At 67.6% G+C, this 24051-nt stretch carries 22 protein-coding genes and 1 pseudogene; 15 read left to right on the top strand and 8 right to left on the bottom strand.

Translation table 11 applies throughout. The features are described 5' to 3' along the window. Positions 1-574 precede the first annotated feature (574 nt). Positions 575-3433, top strand: coding sequence for a TonB-dependent receptor (locus tag J7528_RS02345; RefSeq protein ID WP_291870921.1), 2859 nt, complete (start codon positions 575-577; stop codon positions 3431-3433). A 62-nt stretch (positions 3434-3495) separates the two neighbouring features. Here the strand turns inward: J7528_RS02345 and J7528_RS02340 are convergent, their stop codons facing one another. From J7528_RS02340 to prmC, 3 genes and pseudogenes are all read right to left on the bottom strand, one after another. After that, positions 3496-4668, bottom strand: coding sequence for a DUF4167 domain-containing protein (locus J7528_RS02340; RefSeq protein WP_291870919.1), 1173 nt, complete (start codon positions 4666-4668; stop codon positions 3496-3498). Between the two features lie 4 nt (positions 4669-4672). Continuing rightward, positions 4673-4872 (bottom strand): annotated as a pseudogene (locus tag J7528_RS02335) (hypothetical protein); the annotation flags it as partial. A 37-nt stretch (positions 4873-4909) separates the two neighbouring features. After that, the gene (prmC, locus tag J7528_RS02330) at positions 4910-5779 is read right to left on the bottom strand and encodes a peptide chain release factor N(5)-glutamine methyltransferase (protein WP_291870917.1); all 870 of its coding nucleotides are present in this window, start codon (positions 5777-5779) and stop codon (positions 4910-4912) included. Positions 5780-5866: 87 nt separating this feature from the next. Here prmC and J7528_RS02325 point away from each other — a divergent pair, with 87 nt between their 5' ends. Further along, positions 5867-6118, top strand: coding sequence for a type II toxin-antitoxin system ParD family antitoxin (locus J7528_RS02325; protein WP_291870915.1), 252 nt, complete (start codon positions 5867-5869; stop codon positions 6116-6118). Then, positions 6115-6408, top strand: coding sequence for a type II toxin-antitoxin system RelE/ParE family toxin (locus J7528_RS02320; RefSeq protein ID WP_291870913.1), 294 nt, complete (start codon positions 6115-6117; stop codon positions 6406-6408). The genes J7528_RS02325 and J7528_RS02320 overlap by 4 nt, the downstream gene beginning before the upstream one ends. Before the next feature lie 3 nt (positions 6409-6411). On the opposite strand, the gene J7528_RS02315 is transcribed toward J7528_RS02320, so the two are convergent. Further along, positions 6412-7173 carry an MOSC N-terminal beta barrel domain-containing protein gene (locus J7528_RS02315; RefSeq protein WP_291870911.1) on the bottom strand — a complete coding sequence of 254 codons (762 nt, stop codon included), beginning with the start codon at positions 7171-7173 and terminating at the stop codon, positions 6412-6414. Positions 7174-7265: 92 nt separating this feature from the next. Here J7528_RS02315 and J7528_RS02310 point away from each other — a divergent pair, with 92 nt between their 5' ends. The 4 genes from J7528_RS02310 to J7528_RS02295 all read left to right on the top strand — a co-directional run bounded on the left by J7528_RS02310 (position 7266) and on the right by J7528_RS02295 (position 10631). Then, positions 7266-8477, top strand: coding sequence for a YihY/virulence factor BrkB family protein (locus J7528_RS02310; RefSeq protein WP_291870909.1), 1212 nt, complete (start codon positions 7266-7268; stop codon positions 8475-8477). An 86-nt stretch (positions 8478-8563) separates the two neighbouring features. Further along, positions 8564-9091: a GNAT family N-acetyltransferase gene (locus J7528_RS02305; RefSeq protein WP_291870907.1), complete on the top strand. Its 528-nt coding sequence runs from the start codon at positions 8564-8566 to the stop codon at positions 9089-9091. Between the two features lie 36 nt (positions 9092-9127). Next, positions 9128-9649, top strand: coding sequence for an AAA family ATPase (locus J7528_RS02300; RefSeq protein ID WP_363269669.1), 522 nt, complete (start codon positions 9128-9130; stop codon positions 9647-9649). Between the two features lie 217 nt (positions 9650-9866). Then, positions 9867-10631, top strand: a complete 765-nt coding sequence (locus J7528_RS02295; RefSeq protein WP_291870905.1) for a DUF3108 domain-containing protein — start codon at positions 9867-9869, stop codon at positions 10629-10631. Between the two features lie 154 nt (positions 10632-10785). Here J7528_RS02295 and J7528_RS02290 read toward each other — a convergent pair whose 3' ends face one another. Further along, on the bottom strand, positions 10786-12168 hold the full coding sequence (locus tag J7528_RS02290) for a PLP-dependent aminotransferase family protein (RefSeq protein WP_291870903.1): 1383 nt from the start codon (positions 12166-12168) through the stop codon (positions 10786-10788). 97 nt (positions 12169-12265) lie between these two features. On the opposite strand from J7528_RS02290, the gene J7528_RS02285 reads away from it, so the two are divergent. Together J7528_RS02285 and J7528_RS02280 are read left to right on the top strand one after the other, a co-directional pair. Next, positions 12266-12931 carry a LysE family translocator gene (locus J7528_RS02285; RefSeq protein ID WP_291870902.1) on the top strand — a complete coding sequence of 222 codons (666 nt, stop codon included), beginning with the start codon at positions 12266-12268 and terminating at the stop codon, positions 12929-12931. Positions 12932-13059: 128 nt separating this feature from the next. Further along, complete coding sequence (locus J7528_RS02280) at positions 13060-13533, top strand: molybdopterin-dependent oxidoreductase (protein WP_291870900.1); 474 nt, start codon at positions 13060-13062, stop codon at positions 13531-13533. Positions 13534-13709: 176 nt separating this feature from the next. Here J7528_RS02280 and J7528_RS02275 read toward each other — a convergent pair whose 3' ends face one another. Continuing rightward, complete coding sequence (locus J7528_RS02275) at positions 13710-14243, bottom strand: DUF1993 domain-containing protein (RefSeq protein WP_291870897.1); 534 nt, start codon at positions 14241-14243, stop codon at positions 13710-13712. 338 nt (positions 14244-14581) lie between these two features. Here J7528_RS02275 and prfA point away from each other — a divergent pair, with 338 nt between their 5' ends. The 3 genes from prfA to J7528_RS02260 all read left to right on the top strand — a co-directional run bounded on the left by prfA (position 14582) and on the right by J7528_RS02260 (position 17393). After that, positions 14582-15652, top strand: a complete 1071-nt coding sequence (prfA, locus tag J7528_RS02270; protein ID WP_291870895.1) for a peptide chain release factor 1 — start codon at positions 14582-14584, stop codon at positions 15650-15652. 1 nt (position 15653) lies between these two features. Then, positions 15654-16418 (top strand): pseudouridine synthase, encoded by a 765-nt coding sequence (locus J7528_RS02265; protein WP_291870893.1) that lies wholly within the window; start codon positions 15654-15656, stop codon positions 16416-16418. A gap of 273 nt (positions 16419-16691) precedes the next feature. Then, positions 16692-17393, top strand: a complete 702-nt coding sequence (locus J7528_RS02260; RefSeq protein ID WP_291870891.1) for a class I SAM-dependent methyltransferase — start codon at positions 16692-16694, stop codon at positions 17391-17393. Between the two features lie 57 nt (positions 17394-17450). On the opposite strand, the gene katG is transcribed toward J7528_RS02260, so the two are convergent. Beyond that, a complete protein-coding gene (gene katG / locus J7528_RS02255; protein ID WP_291870889.1) occupies positions 17451-19664 on the bottom strand; it encodes a catalase/peroxidase HPI in 2214 nt (737 codons plus the stop codon). 326 nt (positions 19665-19990) lie between these two features. Here katG and J7528_RS02250 point away from each other — a divergent pair, with 326 nt between their 5' ends. The 3 genes from J7528_RS02250 (at position 19991) to J7528_RS02240 (ending at position 22619) form a co-directional block, all read left to right on the top strand. After that, entirely contained in the window at positions 19991-20497 is a 507-nt protein-coding gene (locus tag J7528_RS02250) for a flavin reductase family protein (RefSeq protein ID WP_291870887.1), read from the top strand. A 30-nt stretch (positions 20498-20527) separates the two neighbouring features. Further along, positions 20528-22090 (top strand): tryptophan halogenase family protein, encoded by a 1563-nt coding sequence (locus tag J7528_RS02245; protein WP_291870885.1) that lies wholly within the window; start codon positions 20528-20530, stop codon positions 22088-22090. A 115-nt stretch (positions 22091-22205) separates the two neighbouring features. Next, complete coding sequence (locus J7528_RS02240) at positions 22206-22619, top strand: helix-turn-helix transcriptional regulator (RefSeq protein WP_291870883.1); 414 nt, start codon at positions 22206-22208, stop codon at positions 22617-22619. Between the two features lie 190 nt (positions 22620-22809). Here J7528_RS02240 and ispG read toward each other — a convergent pair whose 3' ends face one another. Further along, positions 22810-23949: a flavodoxin-dependent (E)-4-hydroxy-3-methylbut-2-enyl-diphosphate synthase gene (gene ispG, locus J7528_RS02235; RefSeq protein ID WP_291870881.1), complete on the bottom strand. Its 1140-nt coding sequence runs from the start codon at positions 23947-23949 to the stop codon at positions 22810-22812. Positions 23950-24051 lie beyond the last annotated feature (102 nt).

Genomic DNA, 24051 nt, shown 5'->3' with positions numbered 1-24051 from the left:
TTCCCACAAATGGGGTAATGAGCCCACGATGTGGAAGTCAGGGATCGACCGAGCCGGCGAACGGCGGCTTTCGACCCTTGTTGGACGGGCATCCCTCTCCCCTTGCGGGAGAGGGTGGCCTGCGAAGCAGGTCGGGTGAGGGGTTGCGCTCCGTTGTCCGGACAGGCCTTTCAACCCCTCATCCGGCGCTGCGCGCCACCTTCTCCCGCAAGGGGAGAAGGACGCACGGCAGGTCCGCAAACCACCCATTGCCGACGTTTCCGCCTAGATACCGTCTCTCTTGGAGAGGGACCTCAACCGTCAGTCCAATCTGACATTTTTGGTCAGGCCAGTTTGACAAAGTCGAAAAACATGGTCATGCCAATCGCGCGGTTTTCATTCGTGGACGTCGCGGCAGGGACGCGACCGTAACGGCGGCGCGCTCAGGGGAAACGAAAGGTCATTTCTCGGACAGCGCAGGTCCGTTCGACGCTCTCAAAAAACATCAAAAATAACAAAGCGTAATACCGGGTAACCGGTCACCTCGATGAGCAGGAGGGGAAAACTTGCTCATGCAAAAAGGGGTGGAATACCAATGTCTCGATACAACAACGGGCTCGTGCGTCGCACGGGTCTGCTGGTCAGCGTCTCGACAGCCGTGCTGTTGAGCGGCGGCTACGCCATGGCCCAAGAGAAGGCGGCTTCCGACGAGTCTCAGGTCGTCGAAGCCGTCACCGTGACCGGCTCGCGGATCACCGCGATCGCCACCAACGCGCCGACGCCGGTGACGGCCGTCTCGACCGAACAGCTGACCCAGACCACGCCCAGCGCCCTGCCGGACGGCCTGAACAAGCTGCCGGTGTTCCAGGGCTCGTCGATCCCGACCCGCTCGGGCGACGGCGCGGGCAACCAGGCTCAGAACGTGCTGGCCCTGCGCGGCTTTGGCGCCCAGCGCACGCTGGTGCTGATCGACGGCCACCGCCAGACGCCGTCCAACGCCAACGGCACGGTCGATGTCGACTCGGTGCCGCAGATGCTGATCAGCCGCGTCGACGTCGTCACCGGCGGCGCCTCGGCCGTCTATGGCTCGGACGCCGTGACGGGGGTGGTCAACTTCATCCTCGACAAGAAGTTCACCGGCCTGAAGATCGAGGCCAACGCCGGCATTTCGACCTATGGCGACGGCCAGAGCTACAAGTTCGGCATCGCCGGCGGGGCCAAGGTGCTGGGCGGCCGCGGCCATGTGATCGGCTCTTACCAGCGCCGCGAGACCGACGACGTCGACAATTTCGACCGCGCCTATGGCCGAGGCGTCTATACCCTGACCGGCAGCGGCACCCAGGCGGCCCCCTTCACCACCTCGGCCAATGTCCGGCGCGGCGACAGCGCGTTCGGCGGCAAGATCACCCAGTGCCAGGGCGGCTGCGCGGCGCTGAACCAGCAGTTCATCAGCAACGGGGTGCTGGGTCCGTTCCTGCCCGGCCAGACCACCGGCACCGGCAACCAGAACGTCGGCGGCGACGGGGCCTATGCCCGCTACACCACCGCCCTGGTGGCCATGCGCCAGGACGAGCTGTTCGGCCGCTTCGACTATGACCTGACCGACAACGTCCAGTTCTACGCCCAGGCCTCTTACGCCAACGCCTATTCCGGCGGCTGGCACTTCCCGGTCAAGCTGACGCCCGGCAACGGCCAGGCCAGCACCTTCTACAAGAACAATCCCTTCCTGAACGCGGCCACGCGCGCGGCCCTGGGCGACAACGGCGCCTCGGACGCGACCAACACCTTCCAGATGGGGACCTACATCATCAGCACGGGCCCCAAGGGCCTGACCGGCACGCGCAACGTCAACGAATATACGAACTTCAACACCGGCCTGTCGGGCACGCTGGGCGCCTATCGCTGGGACCTGTTCTTCACCCACGGCCGCAACGACCTGATGGTCGAGAGCCGCAACAACTCCAACTACCAGAAGCAGTTCGCCGCCCTGGACGCGGTGACGGTCGGCGGGACGGTGCAGTGCTACGCCGCCACCCAGGCCGCCACGGCCGCCGCCTACAAGGGCTGCGTGCCGCTGAACGCCTTCGGCCCCACGGCGATCACTCAGGACGCCTTCGACTGGTTCACCGACAACACCCACCAGAACGTCATCAACACGATGGACAATGTGGGCGGCAGCTTCACGGGCCAGGCCTTCAACACCTGGGCCGGCCCGATCAACTTCGCCGTCTCGGGCGAAGCGCGCTGGAACAAGTACACCGTCTGGAGCGACGCCAGCCCGACGGCCACCGTCGACTGCACCGGCCTGCGGATCTGCAATCCGGGCCTGGCGCTGTGGGCCCAGCCGGTCTCGGCCAATGTCACGGCCAAGAACAACGTCTGGGAAGTCGCCGGCGAGCTGGCCGTGCCGCTCTTGAAGGACCTGCCGTTCGTCAGCAGCCTGGATGCCAACCTGGCCGGTCGCTACACCGACTACAGCACCTCGGGCAGCGTCCAGACCTGGAAGGTCGGCCTGGACTACCGCGTCAACAACAGCCTGCGCTTCCGGGCGACCACGTCGCGCGACATCCGCGCCCCGACCCTGAACGACCTGTTCCAGCCGGTGCAGGCCTCCGTCAGCGGCTTCGTCGACCAGCACACCAACACCAGCAGCACGGTGTTCATCTCCAGCCAGGGCAACGCCAACCTGGTGCCCGAAGTGGCCCGCACCTGGACGGCCGGCGTCGTGTTCACGCCCAGCTTCCTGCCCGGCTTCAACGCCTCGGTGGACTGGTACAAGATCAGCATGGACAACGCGATCGGCACGATCTCGGCCGGCAACACCAGCATCCAGCAGCTGTGCGAAGCCTCGGGCGGCAGCTCGCCCTACTGCGCGCTGTTCGAACGTCCGCTGCCGTTCAGCGACAAGACCCCGGCCAACTTCCCGACCAAGGTCTATAACCAGAGCCTCAACACCGCCTATACCGAGATCAAGGGCTTCGACTTCGAGGCCAACTACCGGTTCGAGGCCCTGGGCGGATCGTGGTCGGCGCGCCTGTTCGCCAACCACCAGCCGACCAACATCTCGCAGGCCTTCACCAACGCCATGTTCAACAAGGTCTCGGCCCCCAAGACCCGGGTCACGACCTTCCTGCGCTACGAGCGGGGCGACCTGGCGATCGGCGTGCAGGACCGCTGGCTGAGCGGCTTCAGCAAGATCACCAACATCCCGCGCACGCCGCAGGAAGTGCAGTACTGGGTCGATCCGGACGTGCGCGCCTTCAACAGCGCCGACGTCAATGTCGAGTACAAGTTCGGCGGCGCCACCACCGCCTATGTCACCATCCAGAACGTGGGCAACGCCAAGCCCGAGATCGTGCCGCTGGCCGGCTCGATCGGCCTGACCTTCCCGGTTCCGGGCGGCCAGGACATCATGGGCCGCTACTACACCGTGGGCGTTCGCGCGCGGTTCTAGAGGCAAAGAAAAAGGGAGCCGCTGCCGCGGCTCCCTTGATCTTGTCAGCGCTCTTGAGCGGATCAGGCGTCTTCGGATTCCGAACCGGCCGGAGCGCCCTCGCCCGCTTCGAAGCTGCGCGGCGCGCGGCGACGACGGGGCTTCTTGGCTTCCTCACCACCTTCGGCGGCCGGCGCTTCGGCCGGAGCCTCGGCGGCCGCGGCTTCGGCCTTCGGCGCGCGGGTCGACTTGCGGCCCAGGAAGGCCGGAGCCTCGCTGATGGCGCCGTCCTGGCCACGCAGCACCGGCGAGCTTTCGCCGGCGGGTTCGCTCGAGGTCGGCAGCGGCGAGGCTTCCGGCTCGATCACGGCCAGCGGGTCACGCTCGCCGCGCGGCTGCCAGTCCCGATCGCGGTCGCGGTTACGATCGCGGTCACGGCCCCGACGACGGCCTTCGCGGCCCTCGCCCTCACCGCCTTGCGGCTGTTCGCCCTCGGCGGCGGCCGGACGCTCTTCACGCGGACGATCATCCCGGGGACGATCGTCGCGATCACGGAAGCGGTCTTCACGGGGACGGTCGTCACGCGGGCGGTCGTCACGGGGACGATCATCGCGAGGACGGTCATCCCGAGGACGGTCATCGCGGTTGCGGTCACGGTCGTCACGGTCGCGCCAGCGGTCGCGGCGGCCTTCGCCGTCACGCCCGTCACGAGGACGATCATCGCGGTCGCGCGGACGGTCGTCGCGGTTACGGTCGCGATCGCGGCCTTCGCGGTTGTTGTCGAAGTTCCGGTCCCGGTCGCGGTTGCGATCGCGGTCACGGTTCTCGAAGCGGTCGCGGCGCTGCTCGCCTTCGCCCTCGCCGCCTTCGCCCTGGCCTTCGGCCGGAGCGGGCGTTTCGGTCACTTCCGGCTCTTCCGGCGGCTCGGCCTCGAAGTCGATCTCGTAGGCCGCGTAGACGTCCTTGCCCACGATGTCGGCCACCGGACGATTCGGCTGGATGGCGCGCAGGACGCGGAAATAGTGCTCGGCGTGCTGCAGGTAGTTCTCGGCCAGGACGCGGTCGCCGGACGACGTCGCGTCGCGGGCCAGCTGCTGGTACTTTTCGTAGACGCTCTGGGCCGCGCCGCGAACCTTGACCCCTTCGGGCCCGTTCGAGTCGAAAGCGCGGTTGGCGTTGTGCTGTTGAGGCTTGCCGCCGCTGCCACCGCGATTGTTGCGGCCGCGCTGGCGCTTCATGCCTTTGAAATCTCTCATGGTCTCTCTGAACCTGTCCGGAGGTCAGTCTTGCGCTGGCGCGTCCGGCCTTGCTGGTCTCTGAGCGGGTCTAACCCTGATCGGTTTCAGAGACACTGGTTTCCGTAGAGCCCCCGCCCTGTCTTTCGGCGCGGCGACCGGCGAACCGGGCGCGCCTGCCAGGGGAGCCTCGCATGCATCAGTGATGCCTGCTTTTCCCGTCACCTGGCGATCTGGAAGGGGACATGACTCGTCTAACGGTTCACGCCCCGGTTTCCAAGGGATTTTTCACCCCCGTGACGACACGGTCGTGCGTCGACAGGTCCTTGATCGTCTTGACCTGCTGCGCGCCCGCCTCACGGAACAGCGCCTCGACGGCCGCGGACTGGTCGAAGCCGATCTCGACGGCGAACATGCCGGCGGGCTTGAGCACCCGGAGGATCTCCGGCGCCAGCAGGCGATAGGCGTCCAGGCCGTCGGCGCCGCCGTCCAGGGCCAGGCGCGGCTCGTGGTCGCGAACCTCGGGCTCCAGCGTGTCGATGACCGCCGTCGGGATGTAGGGCGGGTTGGAGACCACCAGGTCGAAACTGGCGTCGCCCAGGCCGGCGGTCCAGTCGCCGTGCAGGAACGCCGCGCGGGTGTTCAAATCCAGATTGGCGGCGTTGTCCTTGGCCACGGCCAGCGCCTCGGCAGAAGCGTCGATTCCCAGGCCCTTGGCGGCCGGCCGCTCGGCCAGCACCGCCAGCAGGATGGTGCCCGAGCCCACACCCAGGTCCAGCATCGAAAAGCCCATCTGCTCGGGGAAGGCCTTCAGCACCTCGTCGACGATGACCTCGGTCTCGGGACGGGGGGTGAGGACGTTCTTGTTCACCTGCAGCAGGATCTTCCAGAAGCCCTTGCGGCCGATGATGTGGCTGACCGGCTCGCGACGCGTGCGGCGGGCCAAGTACTCGTCGAGGGTCGCTTCCTGTTCGGCGGTCAGCTCGCGATAGGGATCGGTGACGATCTCGGTGCGGGTGACGCCGGCGGCCACCTCCAGCATCAGGCGCGCGTCGATCGACGGCTGATCGATGCCGGCGTCCTTCAGACGATCCTTGGCGGCGGTCCAGGCTTTGACGAGGGTCAGGGTCATGGGCGGGGTTTAGCGTGTTGGGGCGGGGGTGGCGAGATTGAATGGGGTACCAAGTTCTGGTATTGTTGTGAAAGATTGGAGCCGTTCATGACCAAGAACACGTCCATCGTGCTCAGCGAGCATTTCCAGTCCTTCATCGCCGAACAGGTCGAGGAGGGCCGTTACGGCTCCGCGAGCGAGGTTGTGCGCGCCGGACTGCGGCTTCTGGAAGATCGCGAAATGCGGCTTTCCCGATTGCGCGCCGCCCTCCTCGAAGGCGAGCAAAGCGGCATGGCCGAAGAGTTCGATCTTGACGCCTTCATCGCCGAAAAGGCCAGAGAGGAAGGCCTTGAAGAGTGAGTGGCTATCGGCTCACGCCTAGGGCACAACGCGATTTCGACGAAATCTGGGTCTACTCCAAAGCCAAATGGGGCGCGCGGCGAGCACTGACCTACTTGCGAGAAATCCGAGCGACGATCGCGCTGGCCGCCGCCAACCCTGATCTCAGCCCTTTCGACGAAGATCTTCCCAGTGGATATCGACGGCGCTCGACGGGTTCACATTTCATCTTCTATCGGCGTGGTGAAGGCTTCATCGAAATCGTCCGCGTTCTGCACCAGACCATGGACATAGACAGCCATCTACGTTGACGGTCAGCCGACCGTCAGCCCATCCCCCTCCGTCACCGCGCCGCCCTGCGTCACGTTCACGTAGATCCCGCAGAACATGTGGCCGTAGTTGTCGAACAGCGCCTTCACCAGCTCGACATCCCGCTCGGCGGTCGTGGGATCGACGTGGGTGGCGGCGCAGCGGACGATGGGTTTGAGGACCGTGGCGGCCGCAGCCCCGACGGTCAGGGTCTTGCCGGTCCAATCGTTCTCGACCCAGGCCGGCCAGCCTTCGACATACAGGTTGGCGCGGAAGCGCAGCGGATCAAGATCCATTCCCAGCCGCTGCCCCAGATCCCGCACGCTGGCCAGGTTGACGATCGAGACGTAGCCGGACTTGCTGTCCATGAAGCGGTGCGCGCCCGGACCTTCGATCACCTTCAGCGGCCCGGTGATCTCGCCGTCCAGCAGATCGGCCAGCCAAGCCTCCAGCCCCTCCCGGCCTACGTCGCTACGCAGGTCGCCAGCGAAGTCGGGGCGGCCCTCGGCGCGGGCGGTGAAGACGCCGCTGGCCTCGTCATAGGCCGTGCGGGCCTTGGCGACGGCCGGGATCTTGGCCAGCACCGTGAACTTCATCTTCGAGATGTGGCCCGGCGCGGCCGGATCGAAGCCGCTGGGCCCGTCCTCGACCGCATACAGCCGGTCGCACGGGAAGCACGCCCCGGCCTCCAGCGTCGCGGCGGTCAGGCGTTCGGGGGTAAAGCCCTTGACCGGGTGGCGGTAGATCGAGGCGATGCGGGCGTCCATGCCGCGCAAGATTGTGGACGACTCACCCCGTGGCAAGGCTTGCGCGGAACGTCCCCGCCCCAACCGGGTTTTGCAGGCCTGGAGGGCGTTTCATGGCCGACGCAGCAAAGCGTCCGATCCTCGAGTACCTGAAGTCGCGTCCGTACCACCTGGCGCCCTGGATCGTGCTGCTGGCCGTCGCGCCGTTCGCGTTTCCGAAGAAACCCGTCGAAGAGCATATCGAAGCGCCCCCTGGCCTGTCGGAAGACCGCGCCATGCCGCCGGCCGACTTCGACCAGGCCGAACCGAAACGGGGCCGCGCCGCCCGCCATCCGGGCCACATCCCGCTGCTGGGCTGGCGCGACATTCTGTGGCGCACCTGGCGCGAGATCACCGTCGACCGCCTGCCGGCCGTGGCCGGGGGCGTGACCTTCTATACCCTACTGGCCCTGTTCCCGGCCATCGGCGCATTTGTCTCCCTCTACGGCCTGTTCGCCGACGTGCGCACGGTCGAGGAACAGCTGCGCGAGATGCGCGGCGTCTTTCCGCCCAGCGTGGTCCAGATCGTCGGCGAGCAGATGCTGCGGCTGGCCGGCCAGGGCCAGGCCAAGCTGGGCGTGGCCTTCGGCTTCTCCCTGCTGCTGTCGATCTGGAGCGCCAATGCCAGCATGCGGGCGCTCTTCGACGGGCTGAACATCGCCTATGACGAGGAGGAAAAGCGCCACCTCGTGCCGCGCACCCTGCTCAGCTACGTCTTCACCTTCTGCGCCCTGCTCTATGCGGCGGTCGCCTCGGGCGTGCTGATCGCCACGCCTCTATTTTTGAGGGCTGCACGCCTCTCGGCGCTGGATGAGATCATAGCCCCGATCCGCTGGCTGCTGGTGCTGGGCATGACGGCCTTCGCCTTCGCGGTGCTCTATCGTTTCGCCCCCAGCCGCGCCCAGGCCCGCTGGCGCTGGGTGTGGATCGGAGCCGCAGCCGCCTCGGCCGGATGGCTGTTCGGCTCGCTGGGCTTTTCGTTCTACCTGGCCAACATCGCGCACTACGACGCCACCTACGGCACGCTGGGGGCGGTGATCGCCTTCATGGTCTGGGTGTGGTTCTCGATCATGGCCATCCTGGTCGGGGCCGAGCTGAACGCCGAGATCGAGCACCAGACCGCCGTCGACTCCACCACCGGCCCCGAACGCCCGATGGGCGCGCGCGGCGCGGCCATGGCCGACACGGTGGGCCTGGCCTTCCATCCCTGGGAGATGATCAAGCGCGAGGCGGGCATGGTTCGCCGCGTGACCGGCGGGGCGTGGAACAAGGTGCGCGGGCGCTGAACATTGTTCGGCTTGACCCCGGGAATCGGGTTGTTGCGGCCGGGCGGCGTTCCTAGCTTCGCAGCTTCGCTTTTCGGGGACCGCCCATGACGCTGCTTCGCCCATACCAGGATCACGAATTGGCCGACCTGGCCGTGCTGGTGAACTCGGCCTATCGCGGCGAGTTGGCCGAGAAGGGCTGGACCAGCGAGAGCTACCTGCTGGGCGGCCAGCGCACCGACGAGGACAGCCTGCGGGCCGACCTAGCGCAGACCCCCGGCTCCACCTTGCTCACCCTGCGCGACGCCGAGGACGCCAAGCCCCACGCCTGCGTCTGGCTCCAGCCGGGCGAGGATGACGCCTGGTACGTCGGCATGGTCACCGTCTCGCCCCTGCGCCAGGCCGGCGGCATCGGCCGCACCATGCTGGAGGCCGCCGAGGCCTATGCCAAAGAGCGCGGCGGCAAGCGCATGACCATGACCGTGATCTCGGTGCGCGACACCCTGATCGCCTGGTACGAACGCCGCGGCTACCGCCTGACCGGCGAAACCGAACCCTTCCCCTATGGCGACGAACGCTTCGGCGTGCCCCAGCGCGACGACCTGCACTTCGTGATCATGGCCAAGGCGCTGTAGACGCGCTAAGCCTTGGGGACCTCGCAGAGGATCTCCATGCATCGCTACATCCTGACCGGCGCCCCGGGCGCTGGCAAAACCGTGCTGCTGCGCGCCCTGGAGCGCGCGGGGCATGCCGTGGTCGAAGAGGCCGCGACCGACGTCATCGCGCTCGCCCAGGCCGAGGGCGTCGCCGAGCCGTGGACCGATCCAGGCTTCATCGACGCGATCGTTGGATTGCAGCGGCAGCGGGAAGTGCGGGCCGTCGGCGAGGTCGTGTTCTTCGACCGCTCGCCGGTCTGCGCCTTGGCCCTGGCGCGGTTCCTGGGCCATCCGGTTTCGCCATTGCTGCGGGAAGAGTTGGCGCGGATCGAGGGGGTATACGAGCGCCGGGTGTTCCTGGTGCGGGGCCTGGGCTTCATCACCCCCACGGCGGCGCGGCGGATCAGCCTGGAGGAGGCGTGGGCGTTCGAGCGGGTGCACGAGGCGGCGTATGCGGAGCTGGGGTTCGAGCTGATTTCGGTGGAGCCGGGGTCGGTGGCCGAGCGCGCGGCGGCGGTGCTGGCTAGCCTGCGCTGAATCCCCTCCCCGTCTTCCCGGCGAAAGCCGGGACCCAGATCGAACCCGCAGCCCCTGCAAACCTGGCGGGGCCGCAGGCGCGAACACCCCAAAGGCTCAGGCTGGATCTGGGCCCCAGCTTTCGCCGGGGAAACGGGTTGGGGAGATTACCGAAGCTTAAGTAGCCGACCGCCCCCGCCTCCCCTCACATGCCCCGATCCAAACCCAGGGGCTCTCCATGTCGCTCACCCTCCGCGCGGCTATCGCCGTATTCGCCCTGTCCGTCGCCGCCTCCGCCCAGGCGGCCACAACGCCCGTGCCCGTCGGCCAGCCCCTCGCGCGGTTCGCCAAGCTCAAGCCCGCCACCCACCGCTACCTGCGCTACAAGCAGGTCGGCGAGACCCTCCAGCCGCTGGACGTCTGGACCCGCGAGATCCGCATCGAGCCCGACAAGGCGGGGGTCAAACGCCTGCACATCGTCCAGCACTGGGATGGCGCGACACCCGGGACGGTGAAGACCCTCGACAGCTGGTTCGAGCTCGGAACCTTCCGCCCCTTCACCCACGAGCGCCGCACCACCAAGGACGGCCAGACCAAGGTCGAGGGTTTCGACTTCAAGCCCGACCGGATCGTCGGTCTGAAGGACCTGCCGGACAACGCCCAGGCCGCCTATGACGTCGCCTCGCCACAGCCGACCTTCAATTTCGAGACCGACATGGAGTTCCTCCAGGCCCTGCCGCTGGCGGCCGGCTACGAGGCCCAGATCGTCTTCCACCATCCGGGCGGCGGCGCGCCGGCGCCCTATGTCTTCAAGGTGACGGGCAGCGAGGTGCTGACCAGCTCGGCCGGCGGCAAGGTCGACTGCTGGGTGGTGACCACCGACTACAATCGTCCGGAGATGAAGCCCACGACCTTCTGGATCGCCAAGGACAGCCAGGTGGTGATCAAGAACGTCGCGACCGCGCCGGACGGGGCGGTGTGGGTGAAGACGTTGTTGTGGTGAGCAAGAAACTCCGTCTCCCCGACGAAAGCCGGGGCCCAGATCGAACCCACGAACGTCTAGGAAGCTGACCGGGCGTATCCCGGATCATCTCAAACCGCTCCGGATGAATCTGGGCCCCGGCTTTCGCCGGGGAAACGGATAGGGGAGTAACCGCCTAGATCACCGCCCGCGAGCGCTCGGCCACCTCGCTGGAGAGGGCGCTGGCGACGATTTCCAGGCCGCGCCGCAGGGTCTCGCGATCGGGCACCGCGCCCAGGCAGACGCGGACGCCGCTTTCGAAGCCGGCCTCGACCACGGGGGCCGTCGGCGGTGTGACCTCCGCCCCGCCGCGCAGGGCGCGCCCGGCCAGGCGCTCGGCGTCCAGCTCGCTCATCGGCAGCCAGACGTGGGGCGCGGTCTCGGACTGCGGGGCTTCGATCGCCGAGCCCAGGAGGCTCCGGACCATGCCCATGCGGATGCGGGCCTCGTCGCGGGTCTCGGCCAGGATGGCGTCGGCGCTGCCGTCCTCGATCCACTGGGTGGCGATCAGCCCGCCGAAGGCCGGCGGGGCGTAGGTGGCCACCCGCACCGCGTCCAGCACCCGCTCGAACATGTCGCTGGCCGGCGCGACCAGGAAGCCGGCGCGCAGGCCTGGCGCCAGGGTCTTGGACACGCCCGAGACGTGGAAGGTCCGCTCCGGGGCCAGCATGGCGAATGGCGGCGGCGAGCCCGGCGCATAGGCGCCGTAGATGTCGTCCTCGACGATGGTCAGCTCGTGCTTGCGAGCGATGCGGACGATGTCGTCGCGGCGGCTGCGGCTCATGATCCGGCCGGTGGGATTCTGCAGCGTGGGCAGCACGGCCAGCACCTTGGCGCCGGTCTCGACGATCGCCTGCTCGAGCGCGTCGGGACGCAGGCCTTCGTGGTCCATGGCCAGGCCGCGCACGCGCCAGCCGCTGTGTTGGCCCAGGGTCTTGAGGCCGTGATAGGCCAGGCATTCGGTCAGCAGGGTTTCCCCCGGCCGCATCACCGCGCCCAGGGCCAGGGACAGGCCCTGCTGGGCGCCGGCGCAGCAGATCAGTCGCCGCCAGTCGACGCTCTCATAGCTGCTGGTCCGCGCCAGCCAGGCCGCGCCCGCGCGTCGCTGGGCGTCATGGCCGGTGGGCGGGGCGTAGGCCAGGTGCTCCAGGAGGTCGGCGCGCTTGCGCAGCCGGGCCAGGGCCTCGGGCAGGCGCGCGCCGGCCGGAGCCTGCGGCGCGATGTTCTGGGCCAGATTGATCGGGCCGGTGCGCTCATAGGTGCGGTGCTCGGCGGCGGCGTTGACGAAGCTGCCGCGGCCGACATGGGCGCTGACCAGGCCGGCCTTCTCGGCCTCGACATAGGCGCGGGTGACGGTGCCCAGACCCACGCCCAGGCGATAGGCCAGGTCGCGCTGCGGCGGCAGGCGCACGCCGGCGGCCAGGGCGCCCGAGGCGATGTCGGCGCGCAGCACCGCCACCAGCCGCTCGTAGAGCGGGGCGTCTCCGTCGGGGATGACGGGCGTCCAGATGGCGGCCACGGCAAGCGCTCCTTTATTGTCACTATGACAATATGCGATTTGACTCATGATACAATGGAAATCATCACGATGACATTCCTGACCATTGGAGGTCGTGATGACTCCGGAACTGCTGCTCGCCTACGTGCTCTTCTGCTTCGCCACCGCCGGTACGCCGGGGCCGAACAACATGATGCTGCTGGCATCGGGGGCAAACTTCGGGCTGCGGCGTACCGTACTGCACATCCTTGGGATCAGCTGTGGGCTGGGATTCATGGTGCTGTGCATGGGGCTGGGCCTGGGCGGCGTGTTCCGGACCTATCCGGTGCTGCACGAGATCCTGCGCTGGGTCGGGGCGGCCTACATGCTGTGGCTGGCCTGGAAGATCGGGACCTCCAGCAGCGTCAGTGACAAGTCGCTGGCCAAGCCCATGACATTCCTGCAGGCGGCGGCGTTCCAATGGGTCAATCCCAAGGCCTGGGCCATGGCCCTGGGCGCCGTCACCACCTATGCGCCCGAAGGGAGTGGCTGGACGATCGTGCCGCTGCTGGCCGGGACCTTCATGCTGGTCGGCGCGCCGTGCAGCGCCGCCTGGGCGGGGTTTGGGCAGGGCCTGCGGCCGTTCCTGGACAAGCCGGCGGTGCTGCGGACGTTCAATGTGGTGATGGCGGTGCTGCTGGTGGTGTCGCTGTATCCGCTGGTGTTCGAGCATCGGAAGCCGAACCTCAGCCTGGAGGCGCTGGCCAGTGTGCCGGCCCCGCCGGCGATGCAGTCGCGGGGGTAGCCCTCAAAATTGTCATCCCGGGCAAGCGCGTAGCGCGCCGACCCGGGACCGCCACAAACTCCGCGCTTGCGGCGGTCCCGGCTCTCCGCTTCGCTACAGCCGGGATGACAATGGATTTGGGACCGCCCATGCGCCTGCTGCTCGCCGCCTTCGCCGCCCTGACCCTGCACGGCGCCGCCCTCGCCCAGAACCTGAAGGTCACCGTCGCCGGCCGCGACACCGTCACCCTCTCGCCAAAAGACCTCGCCGCCCTGCCCCGCGCCAAGGCCACCATCAAGGTCAAGGGCGCCGACGTCACCTACGAAGGCGTGCGGCTGGACGCCGTGCTGGCCCAGGCCGGGGTGGTGCATGGCGAGCGGCTGATGGGGCGCTATCTGAACCAGGTGGTCATCGCCCGCGCGGCCGACGGCTTCTTCAGCGTGCTGTCACTGGCCGAGACGGATCCGGTCTATCGGGCCAATCCGGTGGTGGTCGCCGACACGGTCAACGGGAAGACGCTGGACGAGCGCGAGGGGCCGTATCGGCTGGTGGTCGACGGGGATCTGAGGCCGTCGCGGGCGCCGCGGCAGGTGGTGTCGATCGAGGTCAAACCGGCGTTCTGAACCAGGGGTCGACGGCGCTCGCCGAGTTCAAGCCGCGGTAGATTCAGCACTGGCCCCCACCTGACCTGCTAACGCAGGTCGTCCGCCCCCGGAGGGGGCGGAAGGTCGCCGCGCACCTTCTTCCCCCTTCGGGGGAGGAGCGCCGCAGGCGCGGAGGGGGCCTGTAACACCGCTCCCTACGCCGCCGCCTTCACCCGCTCCGGCCCGATCCCCAGGAAGTCCCGCTTGCCCAGCGGCACGCCCTGGTTCCGCAGGATGTCGTAGGCCGTCACCACGTGGAAATTGAAGTTCGGGATCGCGAACTCCAGCAGATATTCCAGACCCGTGAAGCCCAGGGTGATCGACGGCCCGGCCGGCACCGTCACGTCACGCTCGGCCGCGCCCTCGAACGCCGAGGCCGGGACGCTTTCGACGAAGGCCAGGGTCTTGGCCACGCGGTCTTGCAGCTGGGCGACGGTCGTCTCGTCGTCGGCCATGGCCGGGGCGTCGACGCCGGTCAGGCGGGCGATCGTGCCCTTGGCGGTGTCGGAGGCGCGCTGGATCTGGCCGCTCAGCGGCAGCATGTCCTCGAACAGGCGGGCGGTGACGTAGTCGTCCGGGTTCGCGCCCGAGGCCTCGGCATGGGCCTTGGCCTTGTCGAGCAGGGCCGACAGTGTCTTGAGGCCGCGCGTGGTCGTGGTCACCGCGACGTGCTGGATGGAAACGGACATGGGAGATCCTCGCTGAGCCGAACCCCTCCGGTCCAGCTGCCCTAGCGAGTTAGTCACGCTTATGAGCGTCTTCAATAAAGACTGATGACAATTCCTGTCAGCAGTTACGCGTCGATGCGCTCGATGCTGCTGACCTGGATCGGCTGAGAGACCATGTCGCCGTCAGGGCGCGGAAAGGCCGGCGACGGGAAGCCGACACACGCGTCGCGAATGGCTAAGCCACGGCTAACAGCGTGACCGTTGCTGTCCGAAACGGGTTTGCTTCCCCATCCATTCCCTTCGACGGCGAAAAGCACTAGAGAAGCCGACCCAATCCCTCCAGCCATGCGACCATAGCTTTGCGACTGCCCCAGGCCCGTCTCGACCAGGTTCTCGACCGTTTCCGCGAAGTGGAGGCCCGCATGGGCGCGGCCACCGACGGGACCGAGATCGTCAAGCTCTCCAAGGAGCACGCCGAGCTGCGCCCGGTCGCCGAGGCGGTCGAGCGCCTGGCCAAGCTGTCGGCCGAGCGCGCCGAGCTGGACGTCATGGCGTCCGATCCCGAAATGGCCGACATGGTCCGCGACGAGATCACGGCCCTGGACGAGAAGCTGCCCGTCCTGGAACGCGACCTCGCCTTGATGTTGGCCCCCAAGGACAAGGACGAGAACGCCTCGGCCATCCTGGAAGTGCGCGCCGGCACCGGCGGCGACGAGGCGGCCCTGTTCGCCGGCGACCTCTTCCGCATGTACCAGCGCTACGCCCAGACCCAGGGCTGGCGCGTCGAGATCGACAGCATCTCGGAAGGCGAAATGGGCGGCTTCAAGGAAATCGTCGCCTCGATCACCGGCGATGGCGTGTTCGGCCGGCTGAAGTTCGAGAGCGGCGTGCACCGCGTGCAGCGCGTGCCGGCCACCGAGGCCCAAGGCCGCATCCACACCTCGGCCGCCACGGTCGCCGTGCTGCCCGAGGCCGAGGACGTCGAGATCGACATCAAGGAAAGCGACCTGCGGATCGACACCTACCGCTCGTCGGGCGCGGGCGGTCAGCACGTCAACAAGACCGACTCGGCCGTGCGCATCACCCACTTGCCCACCGGCGTGGTCGTGACCTCCTCGGAAAAGTCGCAGCACCAGAACCGAGCCCGGGCGATGAAGAACCTGAAGGCGCGCCTCTACGACATGCAGCGCGAGGCCCTGGACAGCGCCCGCTCCGAGGCTCGCAAGAGCCAGGTCGGCAGCGGCGACCGCTCGGAACGCATCCGCACCTATAATTTCCCGCAAGGCCGGGTGACCGACCACCGGATCAACCTGACCCTCTACAACCTGGCCCGCATCATCGAGGGCGACAGCCTGGACGACGTGATCAATCCGCTGATCGCCGAAGACCAGGCCGAGCGCCTGGCCAGTCTCGAAGAGAGCTTCGGCTAGGATGGCCTGGACCCGCACCTATGACGAGGACGAGCCGCAGCGGGTCAACAAGTGGTTGGCCCAGAGCGGCGTCTGTTCGCGTCGCGAGGCCGAGCAGCTGATCAGCGACGGCCTGGTGTCGATCGACGGCGAGGTCGTGGAGGACGTCGGCCGCAAGATCCTGCCGGGCCAGACCCTGGTGCTGGCCGACCGCGCGACCGCCAAGCTCGACGCGGCCGTCACCTACATGATCCACAAGCCGGTCGGCATCGTCTCGGCCCAGCCGGATCCCGGCCAGGTGCCCGCCGCGCGCCTGCTGACCCGCCAGAACCAGTGGGGCAATGCCCCCGCCCCCATCCCGCAGTCGGGCGACCTGCTGCCGCCCGTGGGCCGCCTGGACAAGGACTCGCGCGGGCTTCTTTTGCTTTCCAGTGATGGGGTCGTAGCGAAGGCCGTGATCGGCCCGCAGTCGGACCTCGAGAAGGAATACCGGGTCGCCGTCATGGGCGAGCTGACGGAAGAGAAGATCGAGCTCCTGCGCTTTGGCCTGGAGCTGGACGGCAGAGAGCTGCGCCCCGCCGAGGTCGAGGTCATCTCCGACCAACGCCTGCGCATCGTCCTCCGCGAAGGCCGCAACCGCCAGATCCGCCGCATGTGCGAGCTGGTGGAGCTGAAGGTCGTGGACCTGTTCCGGGTGCGGATCGGGCCGTTGGATATGGATGACATGCCCGAGGGGCGCTGGCGTCCGCTGACGGCGGCGGAGCGGGCGGCGCTGATCGCGGGCTAGAGAAGCCCCCCAAAAAACCCTCTCTCATAGAGAGAGGGAGGGACCCAGCGCCGCAGGCGATGGGAGGGTGAGAGGTTTCACCGCTGGCCGGTAAACCTCGGGTCGTTCCGCGAGCCTTTGCCGTCGTGCGCCGCGGATGCTTCGTCAGCACCCTATCCTGAAAGATTATAACCTCTCACCCTCCCACCGCTTCGCGGCGGGCCCCTCCCTCTCTCTATGAGAGAGGGTTTCTGGGTGGCTGGCGCGCCCCGAATTTAGCGTTACATTATAACAATGACCTCGCCCAATCCCCCCGCCTCGACCAACTTCTTCAACCAGGAGATGGCCGACGCCTATGATCGCCGGAACAGCGCGCTGGCGCCCATCTCCGACAATCTGCATTTCCTGATGCGGCTGGTTCTGGCGAACCTGCCCGCCGATGCGCGGGTGCTGTGCGTCGGGGTCGGGACCGGCGCCGAGATCCTGTCCTTGGCCAAGGCCTATCCGGGCTGGTCGTTCGTGGGCGTCGATCCGTCCGAGGAGATGCTGGCCGTCGGCCGACACCGGCTCGAACAGGCCGGCGTGCTGCAGCGTTGCGAGCTCATTCAAGGCTACGTCCAGGACGCCCCCGCCGAGGGCTTCGACGCCGTGGTCAGCCTGCTGGTCGCGCACTTCATCCAGCGCCAGGACCGGGCCGCCTTCTACGCCGCCATCCACGATCGCCTGAAGCCCGGCGGCCGCTTCGTCAGCGCCGAGATCAGCGGCGACCTGGACGCCCCGGAGTTCCCGGCGATGCTGGAGGACTGGAAGCAGGTCCAGACCCTGATGGGCGCGACGCCGGAATCGCTGGCCAAGCTGGGCGGCATGATGCGTGACGTGCTGGGTGTCCTGCCCCCGGCGGAGACGCAAGCCCTGTGGCAGGCCGCCGGCTTCCCTCAGCCGATCCCATTCTTCCAGGCCTTCATGATCCGAGGCTGGCACGCGACCAGGGCCTAAATGAAAAGGGCGGCCGCCTCATGGCAGCCGCCCTCGTCCTTCGGCCAGGGCCGAGGGCTAGTTCAGGTCTATGCGGTCGGCGTTCATGACCTTGGTCCACGCCGCCACGAAGTCCTTCACGAACTTGCCCTGCGCATCGGACGAGCCATAGACCTCGGCGAAGGCCCGCAGTTCGGCGTGGGAGCCGAAGATCAGGTCGACGCGGGTGGCGGTCCAGCGCGGCTCGCTGCTCTTGCGGTCATGGCCGGCGAAGGCGTTGACCGCCGTTGGGCTCCAGACGGCGCCCATGTCCAGCAGGTTGACGAAGAAGTCGGTCGTCAGCACGCCCGGACGGTCGGTGAACACCCCGGCCTTGGAGCCGCCGGTATTGGCGCCCAGCACCCGCAGGCCGCCGACCAGCACGGTCAGTTCCGGCGCCGACAGGCCCAGCAGTTGCGCGCGGTCGACCAGGGCTTCTTCCGGGGCCATGAACTGGGTCCCGGCCGCGCGGTAGTTGCGGAAGCCGTCCGAGATCGGCTCCAGCGGCTCGAACGACTCCGCGTCGGTCTGCTCGGCGGTGGCGTCGGTGCGGCCCGGCGCGAACGGGACCTCGATCGGCGAGCCGGCGTCCTTGGCGGCCTTCTCGACCGCGGCCGAGCCGCCCAGCACGATCAGGTCGGCCAGGGAGACTTTCTTGCCGCCCGAGGCCGAGCCGTTGAAGTCGTTCTGGATGCCTTCCAGCGTCGACAGCACCTTGGCCAGCACCGGCGGATCGTTGACCGCCCAGTCCTTCTGCGGGGCCAGGCGCACGCGCGCGCCGTTGGCGCCGCCGCGCTTGTCGGACTTGCGCCAGGTCGAGGCCGAAGCCCAGGCCGCCGAGACCAACTCCGAGACCGACAGGCCCGAGGCCAGGATCTTGTCCTTCAGCGCCTTGATGTCGGCGGCGTCGACCAGCGGGTGGTCGACGGCGGGCACCGGGTCCTGCCAGATCAGCGTCTCGGCCGGGACCAGCTTGCCCAGGTAGCGCCGCTTGTCGCCCATGTCGCGGTGGGTCAGCTTGAACCAGGCGCGGGCGAAGGCGTCGGCGAACTGGTCGGGGTTCTCGTAGAACCGGCGCGAGATCTTTTCGTAGGCCGGGTCGACACGCAGGGCCAGGTCCGAGGTCAGCATGCGCGGGCGCTGCTTCTTGGAGGCGTCGAAGGCGTGCGGGATGTCCTCCGGCGCGTCCTTGGCTTCCCACTGCTGGGCGCCGCCGGGGCTCTTGGTCAGCTCGTACTCGTACTTGAAGAGGTTGTCGAAGAAGTGGTTGCTCCACTTGGTCGGCGTCTGGGTCCAGGTGACTTCCAGGCCCGAGGTGATGGCGTCGGCGCCCAGGCCCGTGCCGTGCTTGCTGGCCCAGCCCAGGCCGGCGGCTTCGATCTCGCCGCCTTCCGGCTCGGGACCGACGAACGACGGATCGCCCGCGCCGTGGGTCTTGCCGAAGGTGTGGCCGCCGGCGATCAGGGCGACGGTTTCCTCGTCGTTCATGGCCATGCGGGCGAAGGTCGCGCGGATGTCATGCGCCGAGGCCTGCGGGTCGGGATTGGCGTTCGGGCCTTCCGGGTTGACGTAGATCAGGCCCATCTGCACCGCGCCCAGGGCCGGATGCAGCTGGCGCTCGCCGCTGTAGCGCTCGTCGCCCAGCCACGAGCCTTCGGGACCCCAGTACAGTTCTTCCGGCTCCCACTGGTCGGCGCGGCCGCCGGCGAAGCCGAACGTCTTGAAGCCCATCGACTCCAGCGCGACGTTGCCGACCAGCACATAGAGGTCGGCCCAAGACAGCTTGGCGCCGTACTTCTGCTTGATCGGCCACAGCAGGCGCCGGGCCTTGTCGAGGTTGGCGTTGTCGGGCCAGCTGTTCAGCGGCGCGAAGCGTTGTTGCCCGCCCCCGGCGCCGCCACGGCCGTCGCTGGTGCGGTAGGTGCCGGCGCTGTGCCAGGCCAGGCGGATGAACAGGCCGCCATAGTGACCGAAGTCGGCGGGCCACCACTCCTGGCTGTCGGTCATCAGCGCGTGCAGGTCGGCGACCACCGCGTCCAGGTCCAGGGTCTTGAAGGCCTCGGCGTAGTTGAACGCCTCGCCCATCGGGTTGGAGCGGGGCGAATGCTGGTTCAGCCCCTCCAGGCGCAGGTTCTGGGGCCACCAGTCTCGGTTGCCCGGGCCACCGCGGCCGCGTCCCATCGGGCATTGGCCCTGAACGCTGTCTTCGACTTTCTTGTCCACGTCGTTTCCTCCGCTTTGGCTTGGTTCCAACCCAGCGCCGTCCCCCGACACGGAGCCATCAGGACGCCCCAACCGGCGATAGGTAAAATTGATTGTTCCTATCGCCAGAATAGACTGAGCCATTGACGATCAGGGTGCGGAGGATCGAACCGTCCGGGCAGCCTCGCATCGCCCGCCGCGCGAACGTAGCGACCTGCCTACAGCCCTTTGGAACAAATGTAGGTACGTACCTGCGAAATCTAAAATGACAACGTTGGACAAAATCGGCTTGCCACCTGAATTTTCAGGCTGTTAGCGTCGAACCCAGGGATGAAACGCGACCGCCACAAGGCGGCGCGGACACCAGGGGGAAAGCCGTGACGCCGGCCAAATCGCGCCTAGCCTTCGCGCCACCCGCGCCTTCGGATTTCAAGGACCTGCTGGCGCACCTGGCCAGCGGCGTCGCCATCGTCTCGTGCTGGGATGGCGACACGCCTCGAGGCCTGCTGGTCAGCTCGATCACCGGGCTGTCGGTCGACCCGCCCCGCTTCCTGTTCTGCGTGCGCAAGGAGGCCGGCTGCCACGACATCTTCCTGCGCCGCCCGGCCCTGTCGATCGCCTTGCTGGGCGCGGCCGACAAGGACGAGGCGGTGCGCTTCGGCGGCCCGGTTCAGGCGCACGAGCGCTTCTGCCCCAGCCGCTGGGACCTCGGCGCCGAGGCGCCACCGACCTACCGCCGAGGCCTGGCCCAGGCCGCCTGCACGATCGACGAGATCGTCGAGGCCCAGACCCACTCGATCTTCATCGTCACGGCCAGCGACCATCGCCTGGACCCGGCCGCGCCGCTGATCGCCTGGAACCGCGCGCTGATCGCGGTCGACTAGCCAAAAAACAAAAGTACGCAGGGAGTAACAATGAGCGACACCAACCCCAACGCCATCCGCAAGATCGTCATCGTCGGCGGCGGCTCGGCCGGCTGGATCTGCGCGGCCATGCTCAGCCACTTCTTCAAGGGCAGTGAGTGCGCGATCGAGCTGATCGAGAGCGAGCAGATCGGCACGGTGGGCGTGGGCGAGTCGACCATCCCGCCCTTCCTGCAACTGATCGCCAGCCTGGGCCTGGACGAGCGCGAGTTCATCCAGGAGACGCAGGCGGCCTTCAAGCTGGCCATCCGCTTCGAGAACTGGCGCAAGAAGGACGAGGTCTATTACCACCCCTTCGGCCAGATCGGCGGGCCGATCGGGTCGCACGAGTTCTACCAGTGCTGGCTGCGCGCCAAGGCCAACGGCCATCCCTCGGAATTGCAGGACTTCGCCCCGGCCACGGTGATGGCCGACCAGTGGAAGTTCATGCCGCCGGGCGCCTTGCAGGACACCATGCTGGCGGCCTCGCGCTATGCCCTGCACATCGACGCCAACCTGGTGGCCAAGTACCTGCGCAAGTTCTCCGAGGCGCGCGGCGTCAAGCGCGTCGAGGGCATTGTCGACCAGGTCGTCACCCGCAATGACGGCGCGATCGAGAAGGTGATCCTGCAAAGCGGCTACGAGGCCGCCGGCGAGCTCTTCATCGACTGCTCGGGCTTCCGCTCGATCCTGAACGGCAAGGCGATGGACACGCCATTCCTGGACTGGTCCGACGTGCTGCTGAACGACCGCGCCATCACGGTGCAGACCGACAACATCCGCGAGCCGCATCCCTACACCCTGGCCGCCGCCCAGGACTTCGGCTGGCGCTGGCGTATCCCGCTGCAACACCGGGCCGGCAACGGCTATGTGTTCTGCTCCAAGTACATCAGCGACGACGAGGCCCGGCACGTGCTGCTGAGCCAGGTGGAAGGCGAGCCGATCACCGACACCTGGCTGGTGCCGTTCAAGACCGGCATGCGCAGCAAGCTGTGGAACAAGAACTGCGTCGCGATCGGCCTGGCGGGCGGCTTCATCGAGCCGCTGGAGTCGACGGCTCTGCACCTGATCTATCGCGGCATGGACTATCTGCTGCGGTTCTTCCCCGACCGGAGCCTCGCCCCGTCGCTGCAGGCCGAATACAACCGCCGCATGGCCGCGGACTATGAGGAGATCCGCGACTTCATCGTGCTGCACTACCAGACCACCCAGCGCGACGACACGCCGTTCTGGCGCGAGTACCAGAAGGTCGAACCGCCGCAGAGCCTGAAGGAGCGCATCGAGCTCTTCCGCGAGACGGGCGCGCTGCGCGACGGCGTCGACGACATGTTCCGCGCCCCGTCCTGGCAGTCGGTGATGGAGGGCATGGGCATCCGGCCCAAGCGCTACCAGCAGCTGGTCGACACCACGCCCTATGAGGTGATCCGCCAGACCCTGGACCGCTCGGCCCCGATCGTGAAGGCCCAGGTCGCGACCCTGCCCGGCCACGGCGAGTTCCTGACCCACCACTGCCCCGCGCCGCCGCCGCCTCCCCCGCCGGAGCACCGCCGGCCGAAGGTGGCGGCAGCTGTGTAGCGGCTTTGCTACCGAAGGCGTGAACTCCCGCACGGCTTGATACATAGCTGTTACAGAGCCGCCCTAGTTGCACCGCAGCATTGGCGTTCTTTCCGACGGGTACGGAGAGACGGACATGCCCTACGACACCGCCAACACAGAAAGCCGCCGCCCGAGTTCGATCGACGCGCATGTCGGCACGCGGGTGCGGATGCGCCGCAAGGTGCTGGGCGTCACCCAGGACCAGCTGGCCGACAGCCTGCACATCACCTTCCAGCAGGTGCAGAAATACGAGCGCGGCGAGAACCGGATCAGCGCATCAAAGCTCTACCAGATCGCCAGCCTGCTGAAGACCGACATCGGCTTCTTCTTCGACGGCCTGCCCGATCCGGCCGGCGCGGACGGCGAGGCTTGCGAGGCCGACCGCACGGTGCAGACCTTCCTGCACACAGCCGAGGGGCTGCAATTGGCGGAGTTGTTCCCGCGCATCGGGCCCAGCCGCGTGCGGCGGCAGCTGGTGGACCTGGTGCGGGTGATGGCGGAGGGGTAGCGGTCCCCAGTATCCCCTTCATCCCAAAAGTTCGCCTTCCTAGGCCTTGTGCCTAGGACCCATGGCGAGACCGGGCGCGGAACTGTTCGAGAAAGCGCCGCCAACACAGCAGCAGCTGAACGCTGGGTCCTAGGCACAAGGCCTAGGAAGACAGGGTTGTTTCGGGCCTGGCTTGGAGCGGTGTGGCGCCCTACTCCGCCGCCAGCGCCTTGGCGTCCTCGGCCGCCTTCAGCTCGGCGGCCTTCTTTTCGACCAGCTCGACGATGTGGTCGATCATGCCGTCGTTGGACTGCTTGTGGTCGGGCTTGCCGGCCATATAGACCATGCCCGCGCCAGCGCCGCCGCCGGTGAAGCCGATGTCGGTCATCAGGGCCTCGCCCGGGCCGTTGACCACGCAGCCGATGATCGACAGCGACATCGGCGTGGCGATGTGGGCCAGGCGCTGTTCGAGGGTCTCGACCGTCTTGATGACGTTGAAGCCCTGCCGCGCGCACGACGGGCAGGCGATGATGTTGACGCCCCGGTGGCGCAGGCCCAGCGACTTGAGGATGTCGAAGCCGACCTTGATCTCTTCGACAGGATCGGCGGCCAGCGAGACGCGGATGGTGTCGCCGATGCCGGCCCACAGCATCGAGCCGATGCCGATCGAGCTCTTCACCGTGCCGGTGCGCGTAGCGCCCGCCTCGGTGACGCCCAGGTGCAGCGGGCAGTCGATGGCCTCGGCCAGCTGGTAGTAGGCCGCCACGGTCATGAACGGGTCGGACGCCTTCACCGAGATCTTGAACTCGTGGAAGTCGTGGTCCTGCAGGATGCGGGCGTGGTTCAGCGCGCTCTCGACCATCGCGTCGGGGCACGGCTCGCCGTACTTCTCCAGCAGTTCGCGCTCCAGCGAGCCGGCATTGACGCCGATGCGCATCGAGCAGCCGTGGTCGCGGGCGGCCTGGATGACGTCGCGCACGCGGTCAGGCGAACCGATATTGCCCGGATTGATCCGCAGGCAGGCCGCGCCGGCCTGGGCCGCCTCGATGCCGCGCTTGTAGTGGAAGTGGATGTCGGCCACGAGCGGGACCTTGGCCTCGCGGGCGATGGTCTTGAACGCGGCCGTACTTTCGACGTCGGGGCAGCTGACCCGGACGATATCGGCCCCGGCCTCTTCCAGCTGACGGATCTGATTCAGCGTCGCATTGGCGTCGCTGGTCAGGGTGTTGGTCATCGACTGGACGGTGATCGGCGCATCGCCGCCCACCTCGACATTGCCGACGCGGATCTTGCGCGATTGCCGGCGCGTGATCATGCGCCAGGGACGGACGTGCGTGTGGTCTGCGGCCATGGGGGTAATTTAGAGGGTGTTGGGGCGGAACTGAAGGGTTTCCCCTGCCCCGCCTTCGATTTCCTCTCCTCCGTTTCCCCGGCGAAAGCCGGGGCCCAGATA

It is taken from the genome of Caulobacter sp., assembly GCF_017744445.1.
GTDB lineage: Bacteria > Pseudomonadota > Alphaproteobacteria > Caulobacterales > Caulobacteraceae > Caulobacter.
The sequence above is the reverse complement of the archived record's forward strand: the minus strand, read 5'-3'. Positions and strand labels throughout refer to the sequence as shown.

What these genes read in the sequence shown, in the direction of transcription:
- J7528_RS02345 (WP_291870921.1), top strand. Translation starts at nt 575, where the DNA reads ATGTCTCGATACAACAACGGGCTCGTGCGTCGCACGGGTCTGCTGGTC.
- J7528_RS02340 (WP_291870919.1), bottom strand. Translation starts at nt 4,668, where the DNA reads ATGAGAGATTTCAAAGGCATGAAGCGCCAGCGCGGCCGCAACAATCGC.
- prmC (WP_291870917.1), bottom strand. Translation starts at nt 5,779, where the DNA reads ATGACCCTGACCCTCGTCAAAGCCTGGACCGCCGCCAAGGATCGTCTG.
- J7528_RS02325 (WP_291870915.1), top strand. Translation starts at nt 5,867, where the DNA reads ATGACCAAGAACACGTCCATCGTGCTCAGCGAGCATTTCCAGTCCTTC.
- J7528_RS02315 (WP_291870911.1), bottom strand. Translation starts at nt 7,173, where the DNA reads ATGGACGCCCGCATCGCCTCGATCTACCGCCACCCGGTCAAGGGCTTT.
- J7528_RS02310 (WP_291870909.1), top strand. Translation starts at nt 7,266, where the DNA reads ATGGCCGACGCAGCAAAGCGTCCGATCCTCGAGTACCTGAAGTCGCGT.
- J7528_RS02305 (WP_291870907.1), top strand. Translation starts at nt 8,564, where the DNA reads ATGACGCTGCTTCGCCCATACCAGGATCACGAATTGGCCGACCTGGCC.
- J7528_RS02300 (WP_363269669.1), top strand. Translation starts at nt 9,128, where the DNA reads ATGCATCGCTACATCCTGACCGGCGCCCCGGGCGCTGGCAAAACCGTG.
- J7528_RS02295 (WP_291870905.1), top strand. Translation starts at nt 9,867, where the DNA reads ATGTCGCTCACCCTCCGCGCGGCTATCGCCGTATTCGCCCTGTCCGTC.
- J7528_RS02285 (WP_291870902.1), top strand. Translation starts at nt 12,266, where the DNA reads ATGACTCCGGAACTGCTGCTCGCCTACGTGCTCTTCTGCTTCGCCACC.
- J7528_RS02280 (WP_291870900.1), top strand. Translation starts at nt 13,060, where the DNA reads ATGCGCCTGCTGCTCGCCGCCTTCGCCGCCCTGACCCTGCACGGCGCC.
- J7528_RS02275 (WP_291870897.1), bottom strand. Translation starts at nt 14,243, where the DNA reads ATGTCCGTTTCCATCCAGCACGTCGCGGTGACCACGACCACGCGCGGC.
- J7528_RS02265 (WP_291870893.1), top strand. Translation starts at nt 15,654, where the DNA reads ATGGCCTGGACCCGCACCTATGACGAGGACGAGCCGCAGCGGGTCAAC.
- J7528_RS02260 (WP_291870891.1), top strand. Translation starts at nt 16,692, where the DNA reads ATGACCTCGCCCAATCCCCCCGCCTCGACCAACTTCTTCAACCAGGAG.
- J7528_RS02245 (WP_291870885.1), top strand. Translation starts at nt 20,528, where the DNA reads ATGAGCGACACCAACCCCAACGCCATCCGCAAGATCGTCATCGTCGGC.
- J7528_RS02240 (WP_291870883.1), top strand. Translation starts at nt 22,206, where the DNA reads ATGCCCTACGACACCGCCAACACAGAAAGCCGCCGCCCGAGTTCGATC.
- ispG (WP_291870881.1), bottom strand. Translation starts at nt 23,949, where the DNA reads ATGGCCGCAGACCACACGCACGTCCGTCCCTGGCGCATGATCACGCGC.